The organism is Enterobacter sp. 200527-13 (assembly GCF_027924865.1).
Lineage (GTDB): Bacteria > Pseudomonadota > Gammaproteobacteria > Enterobacterales > Enterobacteriaceae > Enterobacter > Enterobacter ludwigii.
In genome coordinates this window covers 268,638-290,430 of record NZ_BSCM01000003.1, presented here as the reverse complement: position 1 = coordinate 290,430, position 21,793 = coordinate 268,638, and the positions used below count along the sequence as shown (strand labels likewise).

Here is a 21,793-nt window from a genome sequence, read left to right as displayed (position 1 = left end):
ATCTTGACCGCGTGTTACGAGAGGAAATCCCATGCGTGAAGAAGAACTGTTTAGCCGCAGACCGATGGGGATGCGGATGGCCATGATCGTGCGTCAGTGGCGCGCCGTGATTGACGACGCCATTCTCGAGACCGGGTTAACCCAGTCGAGCTGGACGGTGATGATGCAGCTTCAACAGCTTGGGGATAACGTCTCGGTGAGTGAACTGGCGGAGGTGCAGGGTATTGAACTGCCGCCGCTGATGCGCACGCTGACACAGCTGGAAAAACAGGGTTACCTGTTACGCACCGTATCGCCTTATGACAAGCGTATCCGGCTACTCACGCTGACGCCGGAGGGGAACGCCGTACTCAGGACGCTCTCCCGGGTGATCGAGACATTTCAGGCGCGCGTATCGCAAAACATCGCGCCGGAACATCTCGATATTTTCAGCGCCACATTGAATCAAATCGCCTGCAATTTGCGGAAAATCCGCGAAGAAGATAACAAGACCGAAAAATAATGACTCCTGAACAAAAGTTTGCCCGCTGGGTAAGGGTAAGTATTGCCTCTTTCCTGCTGATGTTTGTCTACTTTGTCGTCGCGGACATCTGGATCCCGCTGACGCCGGACTCCACCGTCATGCGCGTGGTGACACCGGTTTCTCCGCGCGTTTCCGGCTACGTGGCGGCTGTCCATGTACACAACAACAGCCAGGTGAAGCGAGGCGACCTGCTGTTTGAACTGGATGACACGCCGTTTCGCAATAAAGTGGAAGCAGCGCAAATCGCGCTGGAGCAGGCGCGACTTTCTAACGAACAGCTGGATGCGCAGATCGCGGCCGCACAGGCCAGCCTGAAAACCGCCGTGCTGACCGCGCGTAACGACAAGGTGACCTACGATCGTTATCAGAAACTCAGCACGCTGCAGAACGTGTCGCAGGCGGATCTGGATAAAGTCCGGACCACCTGGCAGAGCAGCGAGCAGTCCGTCAGTTCGCTGCAGGCGAACATCCGTAACCTGCGCATTCAGCGCGGTGAGCGGGAAGAACACCGCAACGTCACCCTGCAGAAATACCGCAACGCGCTGGATGAAGCGGAACTGAATCTTGGCTGGACGAAGGTTTACGCCCAGGCGGACGGCACGGTCAGTAACCTGCAGCTCAGCCCTGGCTATTACGCCTCCTCCGGCTCGGCCGCGCTGGCGCTGGTGAATAATCAGGCCGATATCGTGGCCGACTTCCGCGAGAAGAGCCTGCGCCATACCCATCAGGGAACCGATGCCGCCGTGGTGTTTGACGCCTTCCCGGGACATGTCTTCCGTGCGCATGTGACCAGCAGCGATGCGGGGATCCTCGCCGGACAGGAGGCGGTGAACGGCGAGCTGTCCGAGCCAGAAACCTCCAACCGGTGGGTTCGTGATGCCCAGCGTATGCGAATCCACGTGGCGCTGGACGAGGCGCTGCCGAAGCAACTTCCGACCGGTGCGCGTGCCACCGTGCAGCTCTATAACAGCGAAGGGCCGTTTGCGCGCTTCTTCTCCGGGATGCAGATCCACCTGGTGAGCCTGCTGCACTATGTCTATTAACACTCTGGCGCGGGTGTTTACCCCGCACGGCAACATCGTCTATACGGCAAACGACTTTCGCCAGACCCTGCGCATTGTCTTTGCCGGCATGATTGCGCTGAGCATTTCGAGTTTTTACAACACTCACTACGGCGTGTTTTTCGTGGTCTACCCCATCATGCTGCTGTCGCTGGTACCGGTCTTTAATCGTCACGTGGCGAAGCAATTTATCTTTAGCGCCTCGCTTAACTGCGTTGAAATGGTCATTATCATCGGCTATCTGTCGCAATGGCCGGTGATCATGACGTTAGTCGTGTTCGCCCTGTACGTCATGCGTTTTCGCTTTATGAGTAAGGGACCGCTGTTTCTGTTTGGTTCGATGGGCGTGGTCTGCCAGAGCGTGATGCTCAACTTTATGAGCTATCCCACCACCGACTGGCATACGTTGCTGTTTTCCAATATCGAAGCGAGCGTTATGGCGGTATGCCTGAGCGCGCTGATGAATTACCTGCTGCCGGACGTGGAGCCGCGCAAGCCGCCGCCGCTGATTGAAAAAGATGACGCCCGTGTGCGCCACGAGTCGCTGCTTTCCGGGACCGTTGCCACCCTGATTTTCGTCATCTTCCAGATAAGCGACCTGAGCGACTCACTGTCCGCGCTGATGGCCGGGGTATTGATTCTGTTTCCCATGCACTATCGCGGCGCGGTGATGAGTTCCCTCTGGCGCGTGGTTGGCGTGGTGCTGGGCTGCCTCTACATTCTGGTCGTCCAGCTTATCCTTTACGATCACAGCAGCCATATGCTGCTGATGATGCCGCTTATTGGCCTTGGGCTGGCATTTGGCGCGCGGCTGCACGTGATGGAGAAGGTCGGTGCCGGGGTCGGGTTTTCCAGCATCACCACCATCGGCATTATGTTCGGGCAGAACATGCACCCGGACAGCGACCTGGTGTTCAGCGATCTCTATCGCATTACCTCGGTGACCTTTGCGCTGGTGGCGACCCTGACAATGGTCTTCCTGGTGCATTTGATCCTCAATCGCTTTGCCCCTACGCGCTATGTGATCGCGCCGCCTGAGGCGAATTAATGCGCGAGCACGGCAGGCAATTGCGAGAGTAAAAACAGGATCAGGCCAATGGTCCCGCCCACCAGCGTGCCGTTCACACGGATGAACTGCAGGTCTTTGCCGATGTTAAGCTCAATCTGGCGCGACATGTCTTTGGCATCCCAGCTCTTGACCGTGTCGCTGATATGCCGCGTGAGGAACGCGGCAAAATCCGGTGCTACGCGGTGCGCCGCCTGCTCCAGATGCTCGTTCAGCGATGCCTGCAGGCTGGCATCGTTCGACAGCGTTTCACCAAACCACAGTCCGGCGTTGGCGATGCGCTGCCTGACGCGCGAGTCCTCGCTTTGCATATCCGCTTTCAGCCACTGACGCAGGTCGGCCCACATCTCGCCCAGATAACGGTTAAACGCCTCGTCGTTCTTCAGATAGTGCTTGATGTTATCGGCTTTGGCGGCCATTTCCGGATCGTTTTTCAGGTTGTCGATAAACTTCAGCGTGGCGCGGTCAAACGCCTGGCGGATCTGGTGCGTGCGGTCGTGGCTGATATCATCCAGCAGCGTATTCACCGCATTCGACACCATCTCCGCACTCTGATCGCCGAGCCACTCGGTAGGCAGCACCATGGCCTTGCGCGGATGCTCGGTCTTCAGCCAGTGCACAATCTGGTCGGCGATAAAGTCCCGCGTGCTGTCACGCTGGATAAGCGCGATCAGGCGGTTGATGATGGCGTCCAGCAGCACCTGATGGCGATTGTTCCGGGTCATGCTCTCCAGCATCACCGCGCTGGTTTCGGTGAAGTCGACCTTGTCGATGGCCTTGTGCACCGCCCGTTTGAGCAGCCGCTGAATGCGTCCGTCGTCGGTCAGTTCAAGAAAACCGCTCATTACCTGAATCAGATGCAGCCCGACGCGCCGGGCGTTGTCGGGCTGGCTGAACCAGGTGCCAATCATCTGTGCCGGTTCATAGCGGCGGATCAATGCCACCAGCGACTGGGTATCGAGAAACTTTTCCTGCACGAACTGACCCAGATTGTCGCCAATGCGGTCTTTGTTGCGCGGAATGATCGCCGTATGGCGTGAGATAAACGGGATAGGCACCCGGCGAAACAGCGCGACGACGGCAAACCAGTCCGCCAGTGCGCCGACCATCGCCGCCTCGGCAATGGCCTTTACGCCGCGCACCCAGAAGGTTTGCGGCAGGAACAGGGTGGTGATAAACGCCGCGGCGGCAATCAGCAGCAGCGACAGCGCCAGCAGCTTGGCGCGTTTAAGTTCAGCTATTTTTTCCATGGCTTAAGAATAGAGGGAGGCGGGAAGAAAATGCAAAAAACGCCACACGACCCACCCACCAAACGCCATCAGCACCACGCCAGCGGTTCGCTCAATCAGCCAGAGTGCACGGCTGAGCGTCCGCTGAACCACGGGCAAGCCCATCAGCGACACCAGTGCTAAATCCCAGACCAGCACCACCATTACCATCCAGACACCGCAGGTTGACTGCTGAAGCAGCGTGACATCCGGCCCTAACAGCGCCGTCATGAGCGCCAGATAAAAAAGCGCATTCTTCGGGTTTAACAGTGCCGAACCGAGCCCCAGCAGGATTTGCTTACGCAATGAGGGGCACCGCTGATGAGTCTCATTGAGCGCAAGCGTCTGTGGGCGGCTGCGCGCCAGCCGCGATCCAATCCAGAGCAGGTAGAGCGCGCCGGATAATTCGATAAGGGTAAACAGCCACGAAAACGTGCGCAGGGCGCTCCAGCCGATAATCACCAGCACAATATAGAGCGCGTTACCCGCGGCGATACCGAGGCACAACCCGGCACTGCCGCGCAGCCGGTAGCGTGCGGCGTAACCGACCAGCAAAAAGAAATCCGGACCGGGGCTTAACAGGGCTACAAAATGCGCCAGCGCCAGGGCGAGAAAAGCGGAAGGGAAGAACAGTTCCATCGTGACCTCCAGAGCAAAAACGGAGATCACCTTACGGCGTTACGTATCCTGATTATTGTCTGATATTGATCGGCCCGTCGCGTACTGGCGAGGCGTGGCGGCCGTGTAGCTGACGAAGGTTTTATGGAAATGGCTCTGGTCGGCAAACCCGCTCTGGTAACCGACATCGGCGAGCTCATCCCCCGCACGCAGTCGCGCTTTGGCGTATTCCACGCGAGAGATGCTGAGAAAGCGTCCTGGCGTCAGGCCGGTGTCCTGTTTAAAGGTGCGGATTAACGTCTCTTTCCGCAGTGAAAATCGCCGGGCAAGGTCGTCAAGGGAAGGCGGAGCGGTGAGGTTCGACAGAAACGCCTCTTGCACCTGCTGACTCAATGAATGGGGCTTATCTGTACGGCCTGTAGAGGGAGGAAGGGCGCAAAGCAGTGCGTTCAGGGAGGCCGCGGTCATGTTCTCAACCACGTCAAGATAGTGATTAAACAGCGCTTGATCGCGAATGACCTGCAGTGCCAGCGAAAGGTCAGTGTCGATATACAGCATATGGTAGCTGCGTGGCTGCCCCGCCACCGGGTTGCAGCTGTGGGGCGCATGCGCCGGAATGACGATGATGTCGCCAGGGGTCAGGATATACTCCCTGTCATGGACTGTGCAGCACGTCTGGCCTTCCAGGATCGCGCCAATAGAGAGCTGTGGGTGACAATGACGTTTATACGCCTGGGTGCTCTGCCACGTGCTGCGCAGCTCGTGGCCGCAGGCGCGATGAAAGGTCTGGCGGATGTGTCGGGTCTCGGTCATGGGGAACTCCTGTCAGGAACGTTTTTTATACCATGCCCGCGCGACATGTTGCAGTACCACGCTAAGAACCTTCCGGATATACCCAACTTTACGTCCATCGCCAGTCATATTGTCTACCCTTAATACCCTAAGCGGTAAAACAAGGAGATTCGACATGGCTTACCAGACAGTAAATCCTGCCACAAACCAGCTCATCAAAGAATATCCCTCCCATACCGACGCGGATGTTGAAGCGGCGCTGAAGGCGGCCGATGCGCTTTACCATTCGGACTGGGCAAAAGGCGACATTAACCAGCGCCTGCCGGTACTGCGTAAACTTGCGGACCTCATCGACGAACGTACGGAGGATCTGGCCAAAATTGCCAGCAAGGAGATGGGGAAGCTCATTGAGCAGAGTCGCGGTGAAGTGAAACTGTGCGCGCAAATCGCCCGCTACTACGCGGATAATGCCCAACGGTTCCTCGCCCCGGTGAAGTACGACTCCGAACTCGGGGAAGCGTGGGTCGAGCACCACCCTATTGGCGTGCTGATGGCCGTTGAGCCGTGGAACTTCCCTTATTACCAGCTGATGCGTGTCCTCGCCCCGAACCTGGCGGCCGGTAACCCGGTGATCGCCAAACACGCCAGCATCGTGCCGCACTGTGCAGAGACGTTTGCACATCTGGTGCGTGAGGCCGGTGCACCGGAAGGGGCGTGGACCAACCTGTTTATTTCGTCGGATCAGGTGGCGAACATCATCGCCGACGATCGTGTACAGGGTGCCGCGCTGACCGGTTCCGAAAAAGCGGGTAGCGTGGTCGCGGCGCAGGCGGCGAAGCACATCAAAAAATCGACCCTGGAGCTGGGCGGTAACGACGTCTTTGTGGTGCTGGATGATGCCGATCTGGAGAAGGCCGTGAAGACGGGCGTGAATGCCCGACTCAATAACGCCGGCCAGGTCTGTACAGCGGCGAAGCGTTTCATCCTGCATGAGAAGATTGCGGATGCCTTCCTCGCGAAATTCACCGAGGCATTTAAGCAGGTGAAGATTGGCGATCCGCTGGACGAGAGCACCACCCTGGGGCCGCTGTCCTCTCAGGATGCGCTGGACACGTTGACCAGACAGGTCAACGAGGCGGTGAAAAACGGCGCGACGCTGCATTACGGTGGCAAACCGGTGCAGCGTGACGGGTGCTTCTTTGAGCCGACGATCCTGACGCATATCTCGCGCGACAACCCGGCCTACTTTGAGGAGTTCTTCGGCCCGGTGGCGCAGATCTATGTGGTGAAAAATGATGACGAAGCGGTCGCACTGGCGAACGATTCCCACTATGGTCTGGGCGGCGCGGTGTTCAGCAAGGATATCGAGCGGGCGAAGAAAATGGCGTCGCGTATTGAGACCGGCATGGTGTATATCAACTGGCTCACCGATACCGCGCCAGAGCTGCCGTTTGGCGGCGTGAAGCGATCCGGTTACGGACGCGAACTGTCGGACCTGGGGATCAAAGAGTTTGTGAACCAGAAGCTGGTGGTGGTGCGTAAGTAACTCCGCGAATAAAAAACCTGCCATTCGGCAGGTTTTTTTTGGGGTTATTGCACTTCAATCTTGTCCCAGCCGCTTTTGAACATGCAGCTGTCGACTAAGGTATCCCGGCGATATTCATTCGCGTCTTCAACCGTGTAGCTCGTGGAAATATCCTTTTTCTTTTTCGATTTGTCCATTTTTTCCGAGCTCGAACCGGTCACAACATTGTCCGGGGGCAGATCAATCAGGGCCTGTGCTTCGCATTCCGTGAGCTTTTTATTCATCTCAGCGTCACTGACTCCCGGTTTCACCCATTTATACTGGACGCAACCGGTGAGCAGAAGCGTGATGCTCAGAACGCAAAGCGCGGTAATGCGGTGTTTCATCAGAAGGTGACTCCACCGCCTACATATGCGCCGTCGATCAGCGTGTGGCCAGGACGACCGTCTTTGCCGTCAACGCTTACGTGACGATAACCCACTTTCAGCGTCACAGGCGTGATTGGCGTCCAGCTCACACCGCCGTTGGCTTCCACGTAGTTTTTCACGCTGTTGTTCAGACCTTCTGGTGCGGCATACCCTTCGCCAAACACGTGGATGCTGTCGGTCAGCGCAACGTTAATACCGCCACCGATGGGGAATGCCACGCCGTTATCGCCTTTTTTCGGGCCAAGGTAGATTGCTTTGGCACCGGCATTCAGCATCACCGGGCCCACTTCCAGGTTGTAACCGGCGCCAACGCCACCTGTTTGCGTGCCGTCGTCGGTGTTTTTGAGCCAGTTGCTTTCAAGGTACACACCGGATGAGGATTTACCCATTTCCAGATTAAGGTTAGTAAAGTTTTTACCTTGCTCAATCGTGCCGCCCATAGCCAGTGCAGAACCCGACAGGACGGTCAGAGCAGAAAGAAGAAGAACATTCAGTTTTTTCATGTTTTATGCCTCGTCATTAATTTCATCTGAGGCCACCTTAACAAGCGATGTTTATGACTGCAAATGTGATTAAGGTCGTGTTTTTATGCTGTTTTTGTTAATGGCTGGCTTTTGAAATGTTGCTTTCATGTTTAGTTATCGCCGGGTCAATATGTATTGCCTGGACGTTTAGGACAGGTTTAGTTTTTTGACTAAATAGACACTGAACGAGACAGAGGATAACCGTTTGACATGAATTAATTGGCTTTCTAATAATTTCCAGAAACATTTCAAATTTTACACTTTGTGGTTTAGTTTTACATTTCTGGCGGTTCATGCGCCTGCAATTGCCTGCCCGCGTATCTCTGCGGTGTCATTTTCCTGACACGTTTGTTCTTTACGTTGTTGGCTTCACTTTCTGGATACTAACAATATGAAAAGAAAAATTATTCCTGTGCTTATCGGTTGTGCGCTCTCTTTCTCTGGCCTGGCGGCGCAGCCCACGGCCGAGCACTATGTTGTCAGCTTCCCCGAAGGCACGCGCGTGAGCTACAGCGGCGCGTTTGCCGGTGCATTCCCGAAGGGACTCCCGGTCGGGATTGGCTCTGGCCTGCTGTTTACCGGTAAACAGGGCGATACCCTGACGTTTGCGACCGTGACCGATCGCGGTCCGAATGCGGATTCGCCGAAAGTGGGGAAAGACGAAGCCAAAATCTTTGTCACGCCCGATTTCGCTCCGCTGCTGATGACGATTCGCGTACAAAATGGCAAAGCGGAGGCCGTCGATGCACGCCCTCTGCATGACGATAAAGGCGAGATCAACGGTCTGCCGCTGCAAAGCGGCGTGATTGGCTCGACCAATGAAGTGGCGTTCAGTGACACGTTAAAGGTGCTGAAGGGCGACAATCGCGGGCTGGATACGGAAGGTATCACGCCGGACGGTAAAGGCGGTTACTGGCTGTGCGACGAGTACGGTCCGTTCCTGATTAACGTCGACAGCAAAGGCAAGATCCTGGCGATTCACGGTCCGCAGGCGGCGGAAGGCGAGAAATCCATCGCGGGCGGCTTGCCGAATATTATTAAATGGCGTCAACCAAACCGGGGCTTTGAAGGACTGACCCGTATGCCGGACGGGCGTATCATTGCCGCGGTGCAAAGCACGCTGGATATCGACGGCAAAAGCAAAAAACAGGCGCTGTTTACCCGCCTGGTGAGCTTCGACCCGGCGACCGGGAAAACCGCGATGTACGGTTATCCCATCGACAGCGCGGCCTACAGCAAAAACAGTGACGCCAAAATTGGCGATATTGTGGCGCTTGATAACCAGCACCTGCTGCTGATTGAGCAGGGCAGCGATAAAAACGATGGCATGCGCAACCTCATCTACAAGGTGGACCTCAGCAAGGCGAGCGATCTGACACGCTTCGATAAGCCGGGCGAATACCCGGAGTTTGATGACGAGAACACGCTGGCCCAGCGCGGTATTTCGCTGGCGGCTAAAACTCAGGTCGTGGATTTGCGCGCGCTTGGCTGGCAGCAGGAAAAGGCCGAAGGGTTAGCGCTGATTGACAACAAAACGCTGGCGGTCGCGAACGATAACGACTTTGGCGTGAAGGTGGCGATGGAAAATCCGGTCGAGGGCAAGAAGCTCAAGGATTATCGGGTGAATTCGCAAGGTGTGCTCACGATTGATGATAAACCGGTTGCGACCACCCTCGCCGTGAAGCCGCTGGCGAAGCCGGCGTCAGAAAGCGAACTGTGGATTGTGACGCTACCCGAGGCGCTGAAATAATCTCCCAGCCCTCTCCTCAACTGCGGAGAGGGCTGCGTTCGTACGGTTATTTGCGCAGGGCTGCAAACGCTGTCCGGATCTCGTCTTCCGGGAGCTGTAGCCCAATAAACACCATGACGCTTCGCGGCGTTTCATCTCCCCACGGTCTGTCCCAGTCCGCGCTGTACAGCCGCTGTACGCCCTGGAACAGCAGGCGGTTCGGTTCGCCATCAATCCACAGCATCCCTTTGTAGCGCAGCAGCCTGTCGGCAAAAGAGAGCAGCAGGTTTTCCATGACGCGGGAGACGTCGCTGATATCCACCGGGTAATCCAGCTCGACCACAATCGACGAGACGTCGTTTTGCTTATCTGCCATAAAGTGGAAGCGCGGCGTCGAGGTGACATGCTCTTCCAGCATAAAGCCGTTGGTGTTGAACAGCTGCGAGAGATCGATATCACCGTGCGTCGCGATGTAAATCGGCGCCCGCGAGTTGATACGCGTCAGGCGCTCGCGCAGTTTTTCGCTGTCGCCCGCCACGTCGGTTTTGGTCAGCAGGATGCGATCGGCGTAGCCCACCTGCGACTGGGCGAGGGTGAACTGGTTCATCTGTTCGTCGGCATGAACCGCGTCGACCAGCGCAATGACGCCGTCCAGCAGGTAGCGCTGGCAGAGGATCTCATGGGCGAAAAAGGTCTGAATAATCGGGCCGGGGTCGGCCATACCGGTGCATTCAATCACCAGGCGATCAAAATCGATTTCACCGCGATCGCGGCTGTCGAGCAGATCCAGCAGGGCATCTTCTAATTCATTCGAGCGGGTGCAGCAGATGCAGCCGTTAGTCAGGGTTTTGATCTGCGTGGCGCGATCGCCAATCAGCTGATCGTCGACCGAGACTTCGCCGAATTCGTTTTCGATCACGGCGATTTTGAAGCCGTGCTGCGCGTTCAGAATGTGGCGCAGCAGGGTGGTTTTACCGGCGCCAAGGAAACCGGTCAGCAGGGTGACGGCAATCGGGGTCATGGTCTCTCCTTTAGCAGCAGCGTACGCCGCCTTCTCCACTCCCGCCGTAGCGCGCTTCCTGACGCTCGCGGAAGAATTCGGTATAGGTCATGTACGGTTTATCCGGATGGTTGGTCTTCATATGCTCAACGTAGTTGTCATAGTCCGGAATGCCAATCAGCATTTTCGCCGCCTGACCGAGGTATTTTTTCGCTTCGCCTAAGTTACCAAACATTGTGCCTTCCAGATAGAAAAAGCCCGGCTGGGGCTGCCGGGCGTTGTTTCCCTTCACCCTAACCCTCTCCCGCAGGGAGAGGGATGCGAGGGCGGATTAGTGGTGTGAAGAGGTCTTCACGCCGCCTTCCGGTACCGGGACATACGGGGTTTCTTTATCCGTACGACCCTCGGCGTTACGCACGTTCAGCCAGGTTTTGATGCCGTAGAAGATGATGCTGTACACCACCACCAGGAACAGAATGCTCAGACCTGCGTTGGTGTAGTTGTTCACCACGATATGGTTCATGTTGGCAATCTGCTGGGCAGTGAGGTCCGCGCCGCCTGCGGCAATTTTCTCTTTGTACTGGTTAGCCATGAAGAAGAAGCCTTCCAGCTGCGGATTGGCGCTGAACAGTTTCAGACCAAGCGCCCAGGTGGTGCAGAGCAGCAGCCACAGCGCAGGGATCACGGTGACCCAGATGTATTTGGTGCGTTTCATCTTCACCAGTACAACGGTGCCAAGAACCAGGGCGACAGCGGCCAGCATCTGGTTAGAGATACCGAACAGCGGCCACAGGCTCTTCACGCCGCCCAGCGGGTCGACAACGCCCTGATACAGCAGGTAACCCCACAGACCCACGCAGCCTGCGGTTCCCAGAATACCCGCCACCAGAGAGTCGGTTTTTTTCAGGAACGGCACGAAGTTACCCAGCAGGTCCTGCAGCATAAAGCGTCCCGCACGGGTACCGGCGTCCAGCGCGGTGAGGATGAACAGCGCTTCAAAGAGAATACCGAAGTGGTACCAGAAGCCCATGTCCGCCCACGGCAGCACTTTGTGGAACACGTGTGCGATACCCACTGCCAGCGTCGGTGCGCCACCGGCGCGGTTCAGGACTGACGGTTCGCCAATGTCTTTCGCGGTCTGCATGATCTGCTCAGGCGAAATCACGAAGCCCCAGGAGCTGACGGTTGCGGCAGCATGTGCGCTCGCATCTTTCAGCTGCGCCATGATCAGCGCCGCGTTATCACCGCCCATCTCATGCAGGTTTGGCATGGTAATGCCCAGTCCTGCCGGAGGGGTGTTCATCGCGAAGTAGAGGCCCGGTTCGATGATGGACGCGGCAACCAGCGCCATGATCGCCACGAAAGACTCCATCAGCATTGCGCCGTAGCCAATCAGACGCGCGTCTTTTTCGTTAGCCAGCAGCTTCGGTGTGGTACCGGAAGCAATCAGGGCGTGGAAGCCAGAGACCGCACCGCAGGCAATGGTGATAAACAGGAACGGGAACAGCGCACCTTTCCACAGAGGACCGGTACCGTCGATGTACTGGGTCACTGCCGGCATTTTCAGATCCGGGTTAATTACCAGGATGCCGATCGCCAGACCGACGATAACGCCGATTTTCAGGAAGGTCGCCAGGTAGTCACGCGGTGCCAGGATCAGCCAGACCGGCAGCAGAGCGGAGACAAACGCATACCCAATCAGCGCGAAGGTGATGGTGGTGTCCTTGAAGGTCAGCGCCGGGCCCCAGTATGGGTCGTGCGCAATCACGCCACCGAAGTAGATGGATGCAACCAGCAGCACAATACCAATCACCGATACTTCACCCACGCGACCCGGGCGGATAAAGCGCATGTAGATACCCATGAACAGCGCAATCGGCACGGTAGAGCAGACGGTGAAGACCCCCCACGGACTTTCGGCCAGCGCTTTCACCACGATTAACGCCAGCACCGCGAGGATGATGATCATAATCAGGAAGCAGCCGAACAGCGCGATGGTCCCCGGCACGCGGCCCATCTCCTCTTTGACCATCTCACCCAGAGAGGCGCCGTTACGGCGAGAAGAGATAAACAGCACCATAAAGTCCTGCACCGCCCCGGCCAGCACTACGCCCGCGAGCAGCCACAGGGTACCAGGCAGGTAGCCCATCTGCGCGGCCAGAACCGGGCCGACCAGCGGACCCGCACCGGCGATAGCGGCAAAGTGGTGACCAAACAACACGTAGCGGTTGGTGGGCACGTAGTTGAGACCGTCATTATTAATGACCGCCGGAGTGGCACGCGTCGGGTCGAGTTTCATGACCTTCTGCGCGATGTATAAGCTGTAGTAGCGATAAGCAACAAGATAGACGGAGACAGACGCAACGACGATCCACAGGGCGCTTACGTGTTCGCCCCGGCGTAGTGCGACAACCGCCAGACAAAAAGCGCCGAGGATCCCGAGTAACGCCCAGGGCACGTGCTTCAGTAGTTTTTTCGTATCCATAGTAAGACCTGGTTTTTTATGTAATGAAAAAGGGTCAGGGTTCGTTATGAGGAGGTATTGATTAATGCTGGAGCGATCGTGCCAGAACCACGCGCGTGTAAAGACAGGTAAATGAATGAGCGGTTGAAAGGGCCAGGTGAGCGGTCAAAGAGGGCGGCGAGTGGTTCCGTCTCGCCGCCGCCGGGAGAAATTATGTGATTGAGATCACGTGGTTATCTGCTGTGCGCTCTACCGCCAGATAATTTTCCAGCGTTTTAAGCAGCTTCTCTTTTAGCCAGTTGGGCTCCAGGATTTGAATGTTCGGCAGCCAGTAGAACAGCAGCGGCAGGATCTGGTTCTCGTGTGCCGCCTGACAGCGCAGCGTGACGCCGTTGTGCTGCTCACCGACAAGCTCTTGTTCCGGCAGCAGGTCGCGGCGCATAAAGTAATGTGAAATAGTATCTTTAATGAATATTTTCACTTCGAAAGTGTCTTCCGACACCCACGGATCAAGGCTTTTTTCCAGCAGCCCGAGCGCATTTTCTTCCGGCGTGAAGGTTTTTTGTTGAATATCAAACCAGCTAATCTGACTCAACGAGAAGGATTTTAGCCGGCTATTCTCGGTGGCTTGTAAATACCATATATTTTTATTGTTAATGAGTTTATAGGGATTAATCAGGCGGGTTTTACCCTTATAAACGATCTGGCATACATTACGATTCTTAATCGATTTCTCGATTTTCGATAAATAGCGATGAATATCACGTTCTACCGTGTGCTCTGCTTCGTTGCCAAGAATAAGAATATGATTTTCGTCAACGCGTGTTTCAAGTTTCTGCCAGAATTCCGTATTTCTTTCCGGGAAAAAGCTATCGGCATTCAGGAAGTTAGCAATCGTGTGATGTAATCCTTGTCCACCGGGAGATTGTGCGGAATGGATCAGACGATACAGTCCGTTACCGGTATGTTCCACAATAGGTGAAAGCGCATTTAAATCCCGGTAGACGGTGCGCTCGGTAATTTTAAATTTTTCCATGAGCGCACTGCGGTTTACCACACCATTTAAATGTAACTCAACCAGAATATCGACCAGACGTTCAGCCGAGCGGCTCCGCGTCGATTTAGCCATAAGGTCTTCCTGTATATTAGGGTATGCGCTGAATGATGCGGGTCGCACTGACATGTATTGTCAGTATTCAGACACAGAAAATTTCTCTTATGGCTATATAACGGCGTGATTAAGCGGAAACCTTAGGAATTTTTGTGGAAATTGGCGCTGGCCGGGAAACGGCCAGCGCAGGAGGGGGTCACACTGCGGCTTCAGTCTCCATCATGACGGGGTGGAAACGGCGTTTAAAATAGATCAGGCCGTGTCCCGCTTCGCTCAGAATGATGTTTTTAATTTCAACGAGATAAACCAGATGGGTGCCGATGGTTTGCACCTGGCTAATCTCGCCTTCAAGGCTTGCCAGCGCGCCCTTCAGCACCGGTTGCCCCTGCGGACCTTTCTGCCAGCAGGAGAGGGCAAAGCGATCGTCCATTGCCATGCCGGTCATCCCGGCGAAGTGGCGGGCCATGATCTCCTGCTCATGGTTCAGCACGTTGACGCACAGCTTACCGTTACCCTGGAAAACCGGGTTCATGGCGCTGTTGGCATTGATGCAGACCATCAGCGATGGCGGGGTGTCCGTGACCGAACAGACGGCGGTGGCGGTAATGCCGCAGCGTCCTGCATCGCCCTCGGTGGTGACAACATTAACCGCCGCCGACAGGCTGGCCATCGCATCGCGAAAACGCAGGCGTTGTTCTGTATGCATTGAAACCTCCCGCTGCGTTATTTCAGCAGCTTATCCAGCATGTTGATATCGGAATTATTGTGCAGGTGCGGCACTGTCCAGCCATGCTGGTCGTACTCGGACATGCAGCGGTCGACCATTGCCATCATTTTGTCCATGTTGCCAGAGCTCTGTGCCTGACGCAGACACTGCAGACGGATTTCGTCCTGGCTGCCGGAGTAGTTGATCTCATACAGCTCGTGACGACCACCAAACTCGCTGCCGATGGCATCCCACATCAGTTTCAAAATCTTAATGCGTTCCACGTGATCCATGCCGTTGGAGCCGCGCACGTATTTCGCCAGATACTGGTCGATCTGCGGATTGTTCAGGTCTCGCGCGCTGGACGGCAGATAGATCAGGCCGCTGGTGACGTTACGCTCGATGATGTTCTTGATCTTCGCATAGGCCATCGGGGCCATGACGCGGTAGGTCTGCAGCGCCGCGTGATCCGGCAGATACGCACCATTCACCCACGGTGTGGCTTCAGAACACATGGAGTCGCTCAGCGCCCAGAACATGTTGCGCCAGGCCACCACTTCCCCGAGATCCGCCTGCACGCCGCGGAACTCCAGGGTGCCGGTACACTCCAGCGATTTCTTCAGCAGCGCGGTAATGAAATCGAGCTTCACCGCCAGACGTACGCAGGCCTGCAGCGGGTACATGCGGGCAAAACCGCCTTCCATGGTCCAGCGACGGCAGCGATCGAAATCGCGGTAGATCAGCACGTTTTCCCAGGGGATCAACACATGATCCATCACCAGGATCGCGTCGTTTTCGTCGAAACGGCTGGAGAGCGGGTAGTCGTACGGAGAGCCGGTCGCACCTGCCACCATTTCGTAAGAGGCGCGAGAGATCAGCTTCACGCCTTCGGCGTCCATTGGCGCAACGAACATCAGCGCGAAGTCCGGGTTTTCGCCCATCACCTGCGCGGAGCCAAAACCGATCATGTTGTAGTGAGTCAGCGCCGAGTTGGTTGCCACCACTTTTGCGCCGCTAACGATGATCCCGGCGTCGGTCTCTTTTTCCAGCTTGATGTAGACGTCTTTTACTTCGTCCGCCGGTTTGTGACGGTCGATGGGGGGGTTAACGATGGCGTGGTTGAAGTAAAGCCCGGTTTCCTGAATACGGGTGTACCAGTTGCGGGCGTTCTGTTCGAACTGGCCGTAGAACGCCGGATTGGCACCGAGCGCGCAGCCAAACGCCGCCTTGTAGTCCGGGGTGCGGCCCATCCAGCCGTAACTCAAGCGCGACCACTCGGCGATGGCGTCACGCTGCTGACGCAGGTCGTCGGCACTTTTTGCCACGCGGAAAAACTTATGGGTGTAGCCGCCGCTGCCGGTATCGGTGCCCCAGCACAGCGTGTCCTGCATGTCAGGCTTGTGCAGCGCATCGTACATCTGCGCGATGGAGGCTGCCGCATTGCGAAACGCCGGATGAGTGGTCACGTCTTTGACGCGCTCGCCGTAGATATAAATCTCGCGGCCATCCTGCAGGCTTTTTAAATACTCTTCACCGGTTAACGGACGTTTGGCATCAGCGCGGAAATCTTCAGGCTTCATAGGGACCTCGTATCGGAATAGTGATGTTAAATTTATGTTTTGTTTTTGTTGTTTAATTGAAGCCTGAGCGGGGGTGAACGTGAAGGGACGATTGGGACAACGGCTGGTACTTTTCGCATATGATCGCAGAGTGTGATTTCCCTCACCCTGAACCCGGGGGAGGGTCAGGGCTGGGGTGGGGTGACAGACGACACCGGTACTTTTTGTGCCCGATACGCGCTCGGCGAACACCCCACTAACCGATTAAAAAACCGGGCAAAATAGGCCGGGTCTTTAAACCCCAGCTGCCAGGCGATTTCGCTGACCGCGCTGTCGGAGAAGAGCAGCATCCGCCTCGCTTCACGCAGCTGACGGTCAAAAATCAGCCGCTTCGGCGGGCGGTTGGCGAAGCGCCGGCAGATATCGGTCAGACGCGATTCGGTCAGGTGCAGTTCGCTGGCATATTCCGGCACCGTCCAGTGCTCATGAAAATGGACGTCAATCAACTGGGTAAAGCGCTGGAACAGTTTCAGCTCGCCGCGCATGCCGCTGGCGGCGTGATCGTCGAGCTTCGCGTTGCGCAGCAGCAGGGTGAACACCGCCTGGGCTAACAGAACCAGCGTGTGTTCGCGCCCGGGCAGTTGTTCCGTAGATTCCCGGGCAATCAGCGGCCAGTAGTGCTTCAGTGCCGCCAGTTCGTCCGGCTTATCGGCCAGCGACAGGCAGATCCCCGGCAGGCCAAAGGCTTCCCGCGTGCCGGGGTAGAGCACTTCCAGCAGCGGCCAGATCAGATCCTCGCGCACCGTCAGAACGTGCCCGTCGCTGTCGGATTCGGTAATAAACGCGTGCGGTACCGACGGGGGGGTGAGCACAAACAGCGGAGCCTGCACCGAGTAGCGGTGATCGTCGAGCTGCAGTTCGATCTGTCCGGTATCCAGAAAGTGCATCTGAAAATACTGGTCGTGACGGTGAGCCTGCATGTCGCGGCCAAAAAAGGCCGCCATGCGGGCGAACGACTGATAGTGAACATCATCCGTTCCCAGACTTTCGTCGTACTCTTTGCTGATGTCGATATTCGCGATCGGGTTCTGGCACATAGCCGCTCCTTACGGGATTTTCTGCGCCGCCATACCCGGCTCGTGCTCAAGGCTTTCCCGCTGCGTCATCGGGATACGTGTCAGCACCAGCGCGCCGACCACCAGCAAGCCGGCAACAAACCACAACCCGGAGCTGAAGCTGCCGGTGCTGTCACGCAGAATACCGATCAACAGCGGGCTGACGGCGGATCCGACGTTACCGATGGCATTGATCACCGCCAGTGCGACCGCCCGCGACTGCAGGCTAATAACCCGATCCGGCGTGGTCCAGAAGATCGCCATGGCGGTAAACGATCCGGTTGAGGCCATGATGATGCCAAGCAGCTGGATCAGGCTGTGGTGGGTCGCCGAGGCCAGTAACCATCCTGCCGCCGCAAAGAGATACGGCAGAATGGTGTGCTTTTTTCGCTCTTTCAGCCTGTCGGAGCGGCGGCTCCACCAGATCATCCCGATGATGGTGCAAAACTGCGGGATCGCCGCCAGCAGGCCAATCACAATGTTGCTGCTGCCGGTGTTAAAGCTCTGCAGGATCTGCGGCGTCCAGATATTAATCGCGCTCAGGGTGTTCGTGAGGCAGAAATAGGCCAGGGTATAGAGCAGCACGGCCGGAGTAAACACTTCGCGCAGCGTCGAACGCGGCGTGACGGGGCGGGCGATGGCCGACTCCTGCTCGCGGGCGATCATTGTTTTAAGCGCCTGCTTTTCGTCGTCATCCAGCCAGCTGGCCTGATCCGGCGTGTCGTTCAGGTAGAACCACGTCACTACGCCGAGCACCACGGACGGTAGCCCCTCCAGCAGGAACAGCCATTGCCAGCCTTTCAGGTTCCACAGCCCGTCCATGGCCAGAATATAACCGGAGAGGATCGAGCCGAGCATCATGGTCACCGGCATGGCGATCATAAACAACGCATTGGCGCGGGCGCGGTGGTAGGCAGGGAACCACCAGGTGAGATAGACGAGGATCCCCGGCAGGAATCCGGCCTCGGCAATGCCCACCAGCATGCGCAGCACATAGAGCGTGTGCGGGCTGGTGGCGAACATGGTGCAGGTGGAAGCGATGCCCCACACCACCATGATCCCGGCGATCCAGCGCCGGGCGCCGACCTTCGCCAGCATGATGTTGCTGGGGATCCCACATATCACGTAGGTGACGTAAAACAGGGTGGCGGCCAGGCCAAACATGGTCGAGGTGAGGCCCAGATCTTTGCCCATCGTCAGCCCGGCAAAGCCGATGTTAATGCGGTCAAGAAACGAGAAGACAAACAGGATAAAGAGAAACACGATCAAACGACGAAACAGCTTCTGAATAACGCGGTGTTCTACAGCTTTATTATCATGGGTTTGCAGGGTAGAGGTCGTCATGTTGCGCTCCACATCGTACGTTTAGTAGACGGATTTATTGTTATTTACTGACGTAACCGGGATATCGATAAAACGTGCCGCCAGCGCCTCGGCGCTGCGTGCAAGCAGGGTGGTGTCGACCCCGACGGCGACAAACAGCGCGCCAAGCTCGAGGTAGCGTTTTGCCAGCGGCTCGTTAGCCATCAGGATGCCGGGCGCTTTGCCTGCCGCACGGATCTGCGCAATGGCCTTCTCGATGGCGGCCTGGACTTCCGGGTGCTGCGGATTTCCGGCAAAGCCCATGTCGGCGCTCAAATCCGCCGGGCCAATAAACACCCCGTCCACGCCTTCCACGTCGAGGATGTGCGGCAGATTTTTCAGCGCCTCGCGCGTTTCAATCTGCACCAGCACGCACATGGCATCGTTAGCGCGCTGCAGGTAATCAGGAGTGCGGTTCCAGCGCGAGGCGCGAGCCAGCGCGCTGCCCACGCCGCGGATCCCCGCCGGTGGATAACGCGTGGCGCGCACCGCCAGCCGGGCTTCATCGGCGTTTTGTACCATCGGCACCAGCAGGGTTTGCGCCCCGACGTCCAGCAGCTGTTTGATCTGGACCGGGTCGTTCCACGACGGGCGTACCACCGGCTGGCTGGCGTAAGGCGCGATCGCCTGCAGCTGGGTCAGGACGGTTTGCACGTTATTGGGCGCGTGCTCTGCGTCGATCAGCAGCCAGTCGAAACCCGCACCGGCCAGCAGCTCGGCGCTGTAACTGCTGGTCAGCCCCAGCCACAGGCCGATTTGCGGTTTTCCGGCGCTCAGCGCCGCTTTGAATCTGTTTTCCATGGTGGTCTCCTAAACAAAACGGCAGCTGATGGAGCCCATCTTGCCGTAGTCCACGTGGAAGGTATCGCCCTTGCTGGCCGGCACCGGGCGGGTAAATGAACCGCCGAGGATGATTTGGCCAGGCTCCAGCTGAACGTCGTACGGCGCGAGTTTATTGGCAAGCCATGCCACACCGTTGGCCGGGTGGTTGAGCACGCCCGCGGCGACCCCGGTCTCTTCAATGACGCCGTTGCGGTAGAGCAGGGCGGAGATCCAGCGCAGATCCAGCTCGTCGGGCTTAATCGGGCGACCGCCAAGGATCACACCTGCGTTGGCGGCGTTATCGGAGATGGTGTCGAACACCTTGCGTGGACGCTGGGTCTCGGGATCGATGTTGTGGCAGCGGGCGTCGATCAGCTCCAGCGCGGGGATGACGTAATCCGTGGCGTTGTAGACGTCGAACAGGGTGCAGTTTGGGCCGCGCAGGGGTTTTGCCAGCACGAAGGCCAGCTCCACTTCGATGCGCGGGACGATAAAGCGGTCGGCAGGGATATCACTGCCGTCGTGGAAGAACATGTCGTCGAGCAGAGCACCGTAGTCCGGCTCGCTAATCTGCGAGCTGGCCTGCATCGCTTTGGAGGTGAGGCCAATCTTGTGGCCTTTCAGCACGCGACCTTCGGCGATTTTCAGGCTCACCCATTCGCGCTGTACGGCGTAGGCGTCATCAAGGGTGATCGTCGGGTAGTCGAGCGAGATCTGGCGGATCTGCTCCCGGGACTGCTCCGCCTGATGCAGACGATGGGCGATCAGGGTATGGGTGTGTTTATCGAGCATGGCGATTTCCTGTTGTTGCCGGGTGGCGTGCTGCTCACCCGGCTTGCGTTCAAAGCCGTTGTCGGCCCGGTAAGGGCGCTACTTAAACAAAGCGTGCACGTTGTTTTGTTTGTAATTGAGCGTCGGGTGCAGCTCGTCTATTTCAAAAGAGAGCGCCAGATAGCGCGATGCCATCAGGTCGGCGAAGTGGGTTTTAATCAGCTCAAACAGTGCCTTTCCCACCGCTTCCCGGCTCTCCAGACTGCGCCCGGCGCCAATCTTCAGCGTCATATGCACAAAGGCGTAATCGTGCTTACCGTCGGCCATCTGCCAGGTGTCCAGCCAGTGCGCGCGGCTACGGATACCGCCGAGTGGGAAGATTCCCGTGGCGGCAAGCGCGTCGTTCACTTTGGCGAACAGTCCAGGCAGGTCAGCCTGCTCGCGGATGTTGTCAGTGCATTCAGCAATAAAGTGCGGCATGGTGGCTCCTTACGCGGACGCGGGCAGGGGGAAAACGGCGTTAACCTGGCCGGTGCCGGAGCTGGGGAACAGCTCGGTGAGGAACTCCACCTTGCCGTCGTATGTGTCCCAGCCGAGCATCCCCAGCAGCATCACCGTGTCGTGCATGTTGCCCTCGCCGTAGCAGTAGTGGGCATACTCCGGCAGCATGCTGCAGAACTCCCTGAACTTGCCTTCACGCCACAGCTTCACCACGCGTTCGTCCATCTGACGGTCGAACTCGCGGGTGTAGCTGTTCATTCCCTCTTCGGCGCGCTGGTCGTCGATAAAACGGTGCGACAGCGAACCGCTGGCGAGCACCGCCACGGTGCCGTCGTATTTCTGAATCGCGCTGACGATGGCCTCGCCCAGCCTGCGGCTGTCGGCGAAGTCATGGACGGTGCAGAACGCGGCGATAGAGATCACTTTGAAGTGCTTATCGCTGTTCATGTAGCGCATCGGTACCAGCGTGCCGTACTCCAGCTTGAGGCTCGGGATGTTGTGCGCTTTGGCACGTACACCGAGTTTCACCGCTTCGTCGGCGATAAGCTGGCCGAGTGCCGGGTTACCGTCGTAGTCGTAGGTCATGTCGCGGATAAAATGCGGCAGCTCGTTGCTGGTGTAGATGCCGGAGAAATGATCCGCGCAGTTGATGTGGTAGGCGCTGTTCACCAGCCAGTGGGTATCGAACACAATGATGGTATCGACGCCCAGCTCCCGACAGCGCTTGCTGATTTCTTTATGTCCGTCGATGGCGGACTGGCGGCAGCCGTGGTTTTTTCCCGGCAACTCAGAGAGGTACATTGAAGGAACGTGGGTAATTTTTGCCGCTAACGCTAACTTGCCCATAC

At 57.2% G+C, this 21,793-nt stretch carries 22 protein-coding genes; 5 read left to right on the top strand and 17 right to left on the bottom strand.

The genetic code is table 11. The features are described from left to right. Nucleotides 1-31 precede the first annotated feature (31 nt). The 3 genes from QMG44_RS13480 to QMG44_RS13470 are packed head-to-tail and all read left to right on the top strand — an operon-like array spanning nucleotide 32 to nucleotide 2,632. Nucleotides 32-502, top strand: a complete 471-nt coding sequence (locus QMG44_RS13480) for a MarR family winged helix-turn-helix transcriptional regulator (RefSeq protein ID WP_025205651.1) — start codon at nucleotides 32-34, stop codon at nucleotides 500-502. Beyond that, nucleotides 499-1,566, top strand: a complete 1,068-nt coding sequence (locus QMG44_RS13475; protein ID WP_086533213.1) for an HlyD family secretion protein — start codon at nucleotides 499-501, stop codon at nucleotides 1,564-1,566. The genes QMG44_RS13480 and QMG44_RS13475 overlap by 4 nt, the downstream gene beginning before the upstream one ends. Continuing rightward, nucleotides 1,556-2,632 carry a DUF2955 domain-containing protein gene (locus tag QMG44_RS13470; RefSeq protein WP_014168468.1) on the top strand — a complete coding sequence of 359 codons (1,077 nt, stop codon included), beginning with the start codon at nucleotides 1,556-1,558 and terminating at the stop codon, nucleotides 2,630-2,632. The genes QMG44_RS13475 and QMG44_RS13470 overlap by 11 nt, the downstream gene beginning before the upstream one ends. Here the strand turns inward: QMG44_RS13470 and QMG44_RS13465 are convergent. Genes QMG44_RS13465 through QMG44_RS13455 form a run of 3 tightly spaced genes read right to left on the bottom strand, consistent with a single transcriptional unit; the run spans nucleotide 2,629 to nucleotide 5,349 of the window. Further along, a complete protein-coding gene (locus tag QMG44_RS13465; RefSeq protein ID WP_014168469.1) occupies nucleotides 2,629-3,900 on the bottom strand; it encodes a DUF445 domain-containing protein in 1,272 nt (423 codons plus the stop codon). The genes QMG44_RS13470 and QMG44_RS13465 overlap by 4 nt on opposite strands. 3 nt (nucleotides 3,901-3,903) lie before the next feature. Then, entirely contained in the window at nucleotides 3,904-4,557 is a 654-nt protein-coding gene (locus QMG44_RS13460; protein WP_086533214.1) for a LysE family translocator, read from the bottom strand. A gap of 39 nt (nucleotides 4,558-4,596) precedes the next feature. Continuing rightward, nucleotides 4,597-5,349 carry an AraC family transcriptional regulator gene (locus QMG44_RS13455; protein WP_232937786.1) on the bottom strand — a complete coding sequence of 251 codons (753 nt, stop codon included), beginning with the start codon at nucleotides 5,347-5,349 and terminating at the stop codon, nucleotides 4,597-4,599. Nucleotides 5,350-5,503: 154 nt separating this feature from the next. On the opposite strand from QMG44_RS13455, the gene QMG44_RS13450 reads away from it, so the two are divergent. Further along, on the top strand, nucleotides 5,504-6,874 hold the full coding sequence (locus QMG44_RS13450; protein WP_025205640.1) for an NAD-dependent succinate-semialdehyde dehydrogenase: 1,371 nt from the start codon (nucleotides 5,504-5,506) through the stop codon (nucleotides 6,872-6,874). Nucleotides 6,875-6,918: 44 nt separating this feature from the next. Here the strand turns inward: QMG44_RS13450 and QMG44_RS13445 are convergent, their stop codons facing one another. Both QMG44_RS13445 and QMG44_RS13440 read right to left on the bottom strand, forming a co-directional pair. Continuing rightward, entirely contained in the window at nucleotides 6,919-7,239 is a 321-nt protein-coding gene (locus tag QMG44_RS13445) for a hypothetical protein (protein WP_020885318.1), read from the bottom strand. Further along, nucleotides 7,239-7,784 (bottom strand): YfaZ family outer membrane protein, encoded by a 546-nt coding sequence (locus QMG44_RS13440; protein ID WP_014168475.1) that lies wholly within the window; start codon nucleotides 7,782-7,784, stop codon nucleotides 7,239-7,241. The genes QMG44_RS13445 and QMG44_RS13440 overlap by 1 nt, the downstream gene beginning before the upstream one ends. Before the next feature lie 412 nt (nucleotides 7,785-8,196). Here QMG44_RS13440 and QMG44_RS13435 point away from each other — a divergent pair, with 412 nt between their 5' ends. Continuing rightward, nucleotides 8,197-9,555, top strand: a complete 1,359-nt coding sequence (locus QMG44_RS13435; RefSeq protein ID WP_123266859.1) for an esterase-like activity of phytase family protein — start codon at nucleotides 8,197-8,199, stop codon at nucleotides 9,553-9,555. A 46-nt stretch (nucleotides 9,556-9,601) separates the two neighbouring features. On the opposite strand, the gene yjiA is transcribed toward QMG44_RS13435, so the two are convergent. The 12 genes from yjiA to hpaD form a co-directional block, all read right to left on the bottom strand. Continuing rightward, nucleotides 9,602-10,555: a GTPase gene (gene yjiA / locus QMG44_RS13430; RefSeq protein WP_020885316.1), complete on the bottom strand. Its 954-nt coding sequence runs from the start codon at nucleotides 10,553-10,555 to the stop codon at nucleotides 9,602-9,604. Nucleotides 10,556-10,565: 10 nt separating this feature from the next. Then, a complete protein-coding gene (locus QMG44_RS13425; RefSeq protein ID WP_003856610.1) occupies nucleotides 10,566-10,769 on the bottom strand; it encodes a YbdD/YjiX family protein in 204 nt (67 codons plus the stop codon). 96 nt (nucleotides 10,770-10,865) lie between these two features. After that, a complete protein-coding gene (locus QMG44_RS13420; protein ID WP_020885314.1) occupies nucleotides 10,866-13,019 on the bottom strand; it encodes a carbon starvation CstA family protein in 2,154 nt (717 codons plus the stop codon). A 190-nt stretch (nucleotides 13,020-13,209) separates the two neighbouring features. Then, nucleotides 13,210-14,127 (bottom strand): YafY family protein, encoded by a 918-nt coding sequence (locus QMG44_RS13415; protein ID WP_086533217.1) that lies wholly within the window; start codon nucleotides 14,125-14,127, stop codon nucleotides 13,210-13,212. A 178-nt stretch (nucleotides 14,128-14,305) separates the two neighbouring features. Then, nucleotides 14,306-14,815 (bottom strand): 4-hydroxyphenylacetate 3-monooxygenase reductase subunit, encoded by a 510-nt coding sequence (locus tag QMG44_RS13410; protein WP_014168481.1) that lies wholly within the window; start codon nucleotides 14,813-14,815, stop codon nucleotides 14,306-14,308. 17 nt (nucleotides 14,816-14,832) lie between these two features. After that, nucleotides 14,833-16,395, bottom strand: coding sequence for a 4-hydroxyphenylacetate 3-monooxygenase, oxygenase component (hpaB, locus tag QMG44_RS13405; protein ID WP_014168483.1), 1,563 nt, complete (start codon nucleotides 16,393-16,395; stop codon nucleotides 14,833-14,835). Between the two features lie 164 nt (nucleotides 16,396-16,559). After that, entirely contained in the window at nucleotides 16,560-17,471 is a 912-nt protein-coding gene (gene hpaA, locus QMG44_RS13400) for a 4-hydroxyphenylacetate catabolism regulatory protein HpaA (protein WP_014168485.1), read from the bottom strand. A 9-nt stretch (nucleotides 17,472-17,480) separates the two neighbouring features. Continuing rightward, entirely contained in the window at nucleotides 17,481-18,833 is a 1,353-nt protein-coding gene (gene hpaX / locus QMG44_RS13395) for a 4-hydroxyphenylacetate permease (protein ID WP_047356938.1), read from the bottom strand. Between the two features lie 21 nt (nucleotides 18,834-18,854). Next, entirely contained in the window at nucleotides 18,855-19,652 is a 798-nt protein-coding gene (gene hpaI / locus QMG44_RS13390) for a 4-hydroxy-2-oxoheptanedioate aldolase (RefSeq protein WP_032681713.1), read from the bottom strand. A 9-nt stretch (nucleotides 19,653-19,661) separates the two neighbouring features. Beyond that, nucleotides 19,662-20,465: a 2-oxo-hept-4-ene-1,7-dioate hydratase gene (hpaH, locus tag QMG44_RS13385; protein WP_014168488.1), complete on the bottom strand. Its 804-nt coding sequence runs from the start codon at nucleotides 20,463-20,465 to the stop codon at nucleotides 19,662-19,664. 78 nt (nucleotides 20,466-20,543) lie between these two features. Beyond that, nucleotides 20,544-20,924 (bottom strand): 5-carboxymethyl-2-hydroxymuconate Delta-isomerase, encoded by a 381-nt coding sequence (locus QMG44_RS13380; protein ID WP_059306539.1) that lies wholly within the window; start codon nucleotides 20,922-20,924, stop codon nucleotides 20,544-20,546. A gap of 9 nt (nucleotides 20,925-20,933) precedes the next feature. Beyond that, a complete protein-coding gene (gene hpaD, locus QMG44_RS13375) occupies nucleotides 20,934-21,791 on the bottom strand; it encodes a 3,4-dihydroxyphenylacetate 2,3-dioxygenase (RefSeq protein ID WP_020885307.1) in 858 nt (285 codons plus the stop codon). Between the last annotated feature and the right edge of the window lie 2 nt (nucleotides 21,792-21,793).

Excerpts from the sequence above, each read along its gene's own strand:
- hpaA (WP_014168485.1), bottom strand. The coding sequence starts at position 17,471 with ATGTGCCAGAACCCGATCGCGAATATCGACATCAGCAAAGAGTACGAC.
- QMG44_RS13420 (WP_020885314.1), bottom strand. The coding sequence starts at position 13,019 with ATGGATACGAAAAAACTACTGAAGCACGTGCCCTGGGCGTTACTCGGG.
- hpaI (WP_032681713.1), bottom strand. The coding sequence starts at position 19,652 with ATGGAAAACAGATTCAAAGCGGCGCTGAGCGCCGGAAAACCGCAAATC.
- QMG44_RS13440 (WP_014168475.1), bottom strand. The coding sequence starts at position 7,784 with ATGAAAAAACTGAATGTTCTTCTTCTTTCTGCTCTGACCGTCCTGTCG.
- hpaD (WP_020885307.1), bottom strand. The coding sequence starts at position 21,791 with ATGGGCAAGTTAGCGTTAGCGGCAAAAATTACCCACGTTCCTTCAATG.
- QMG44_RS13460 (WP_086533214.1), bottom strand. The coding sequence starts at position 4,557 with ATGGAACTGTTCTTCCCTTCCGCTTTTCTCGCCCTGGCGCTGGCGCAT.
- hpaH (WP_014168488.1), bottom strand. The coding sequence starts at position 20,465 with ATGCTCGATAAACACACCCATACCCTGATCGCCCATCGTCTGCATCAG.
- QMG44_RS13470 (WP_014168468.1), top strand. The coding sequence starts at position 1,556 with ATGTCTATTAACACTCTGGCGCGGGTGTTTACCCCGCACGGCAACATC.
- QMG44_RS13465 (WP_014168469.1), bottom strand. The coding sequence starts at position 3,900 with ATGGAAAAAATAGCTGAACTTAAACGCGCCAAGCTGCTGGCGCTGTCG.
- QMG44_RS13380 (WP_059306539.1), bottom strand. The coding sequence starts at position 20,924 with ATGCCGCACTTTATTGCTGAATGCACTGACAACATCCGCGAGCAGGCT.
- QMG44_RS13445 (WP_020885318.1), bottom strand. The coding sequence starts at position 7,239 with ATGAAACACCGCATTACCGCGCTTTGCGTTCTGAGCATCACGCTTCTG.
- QMG44_RS13450 (WP_025205640.1), top strand. The coding sequence starts at position 5,504 with ATGGCTTACCAGACAGTAAATCCTGCCACAAACCAGCTCATCAAAGAA.
- hpaB (WP_014168483.1), bottom strand. The coding sequence starts at position 16,395 with ATGAAGCCTGAAGATTTCCGCGCTGATGCCAAACGTCCGTTAACCGGT.
- QMG44_RS13415 (WP_086533217.1), bottom strand. The coding sequence starts at position 14,127 with ATGGCTAAATCGACGCGGAGCCGCTCGGCTGAACGTCTGGTCGATATT.
- QMG44_RS13455 (WP_232937786.1), bottom strand. The coding sequence starts at position 5,349 with ATGACCGAGACCCGACACATCCGCCAGACCTTTCATCGCGCCTGCGGC.
- hpaX (WP_047356938.1), bottom strand. The coding sequence starts at position 18,833 with ATGACGACCTCTACCCTGCAAACCCATGATAATAAAGCTGTAGAACAC.
- QMG44_RS13410 (WP_014168481.1), bottom strand. The coding sequence starts at position 14,815 with ATGCATACAGAACAACGCCTGCGTTTTCGCGATGCGATGGCCAGCCTG.
- QMG44_RS13435 (WP_123266859.1), top strand. The coding sequence starts at position 8,197 with ATGAAAAGAAAAATTATTCCTGTGCTTATCGGTTGTGCGCTCTCTTTC.
- QMG44_RS13425 (WP_003856610.1), bottom strand. The coding sequence starts at position 10,769 with ATGTTTGGTAACTTAGGCGAAGCGAAAAAATACCTCGGTCAGGCGGCG.
- yjiA (WP_020885316.1), bottom strand. The coding sequence starts at position 10,555 with ATGACCCCGATTGCCGTCACCCTGCTGACCGGTTTCCTTGGCGCCGGT.
- QMG44_RS13480 (WP_025205651.1), top strand. The coding sequence starts at position 32 with ATGCGTGAAGAAGAACTGTTTAGCCGCAGACCGATGGGGATGCGGATG.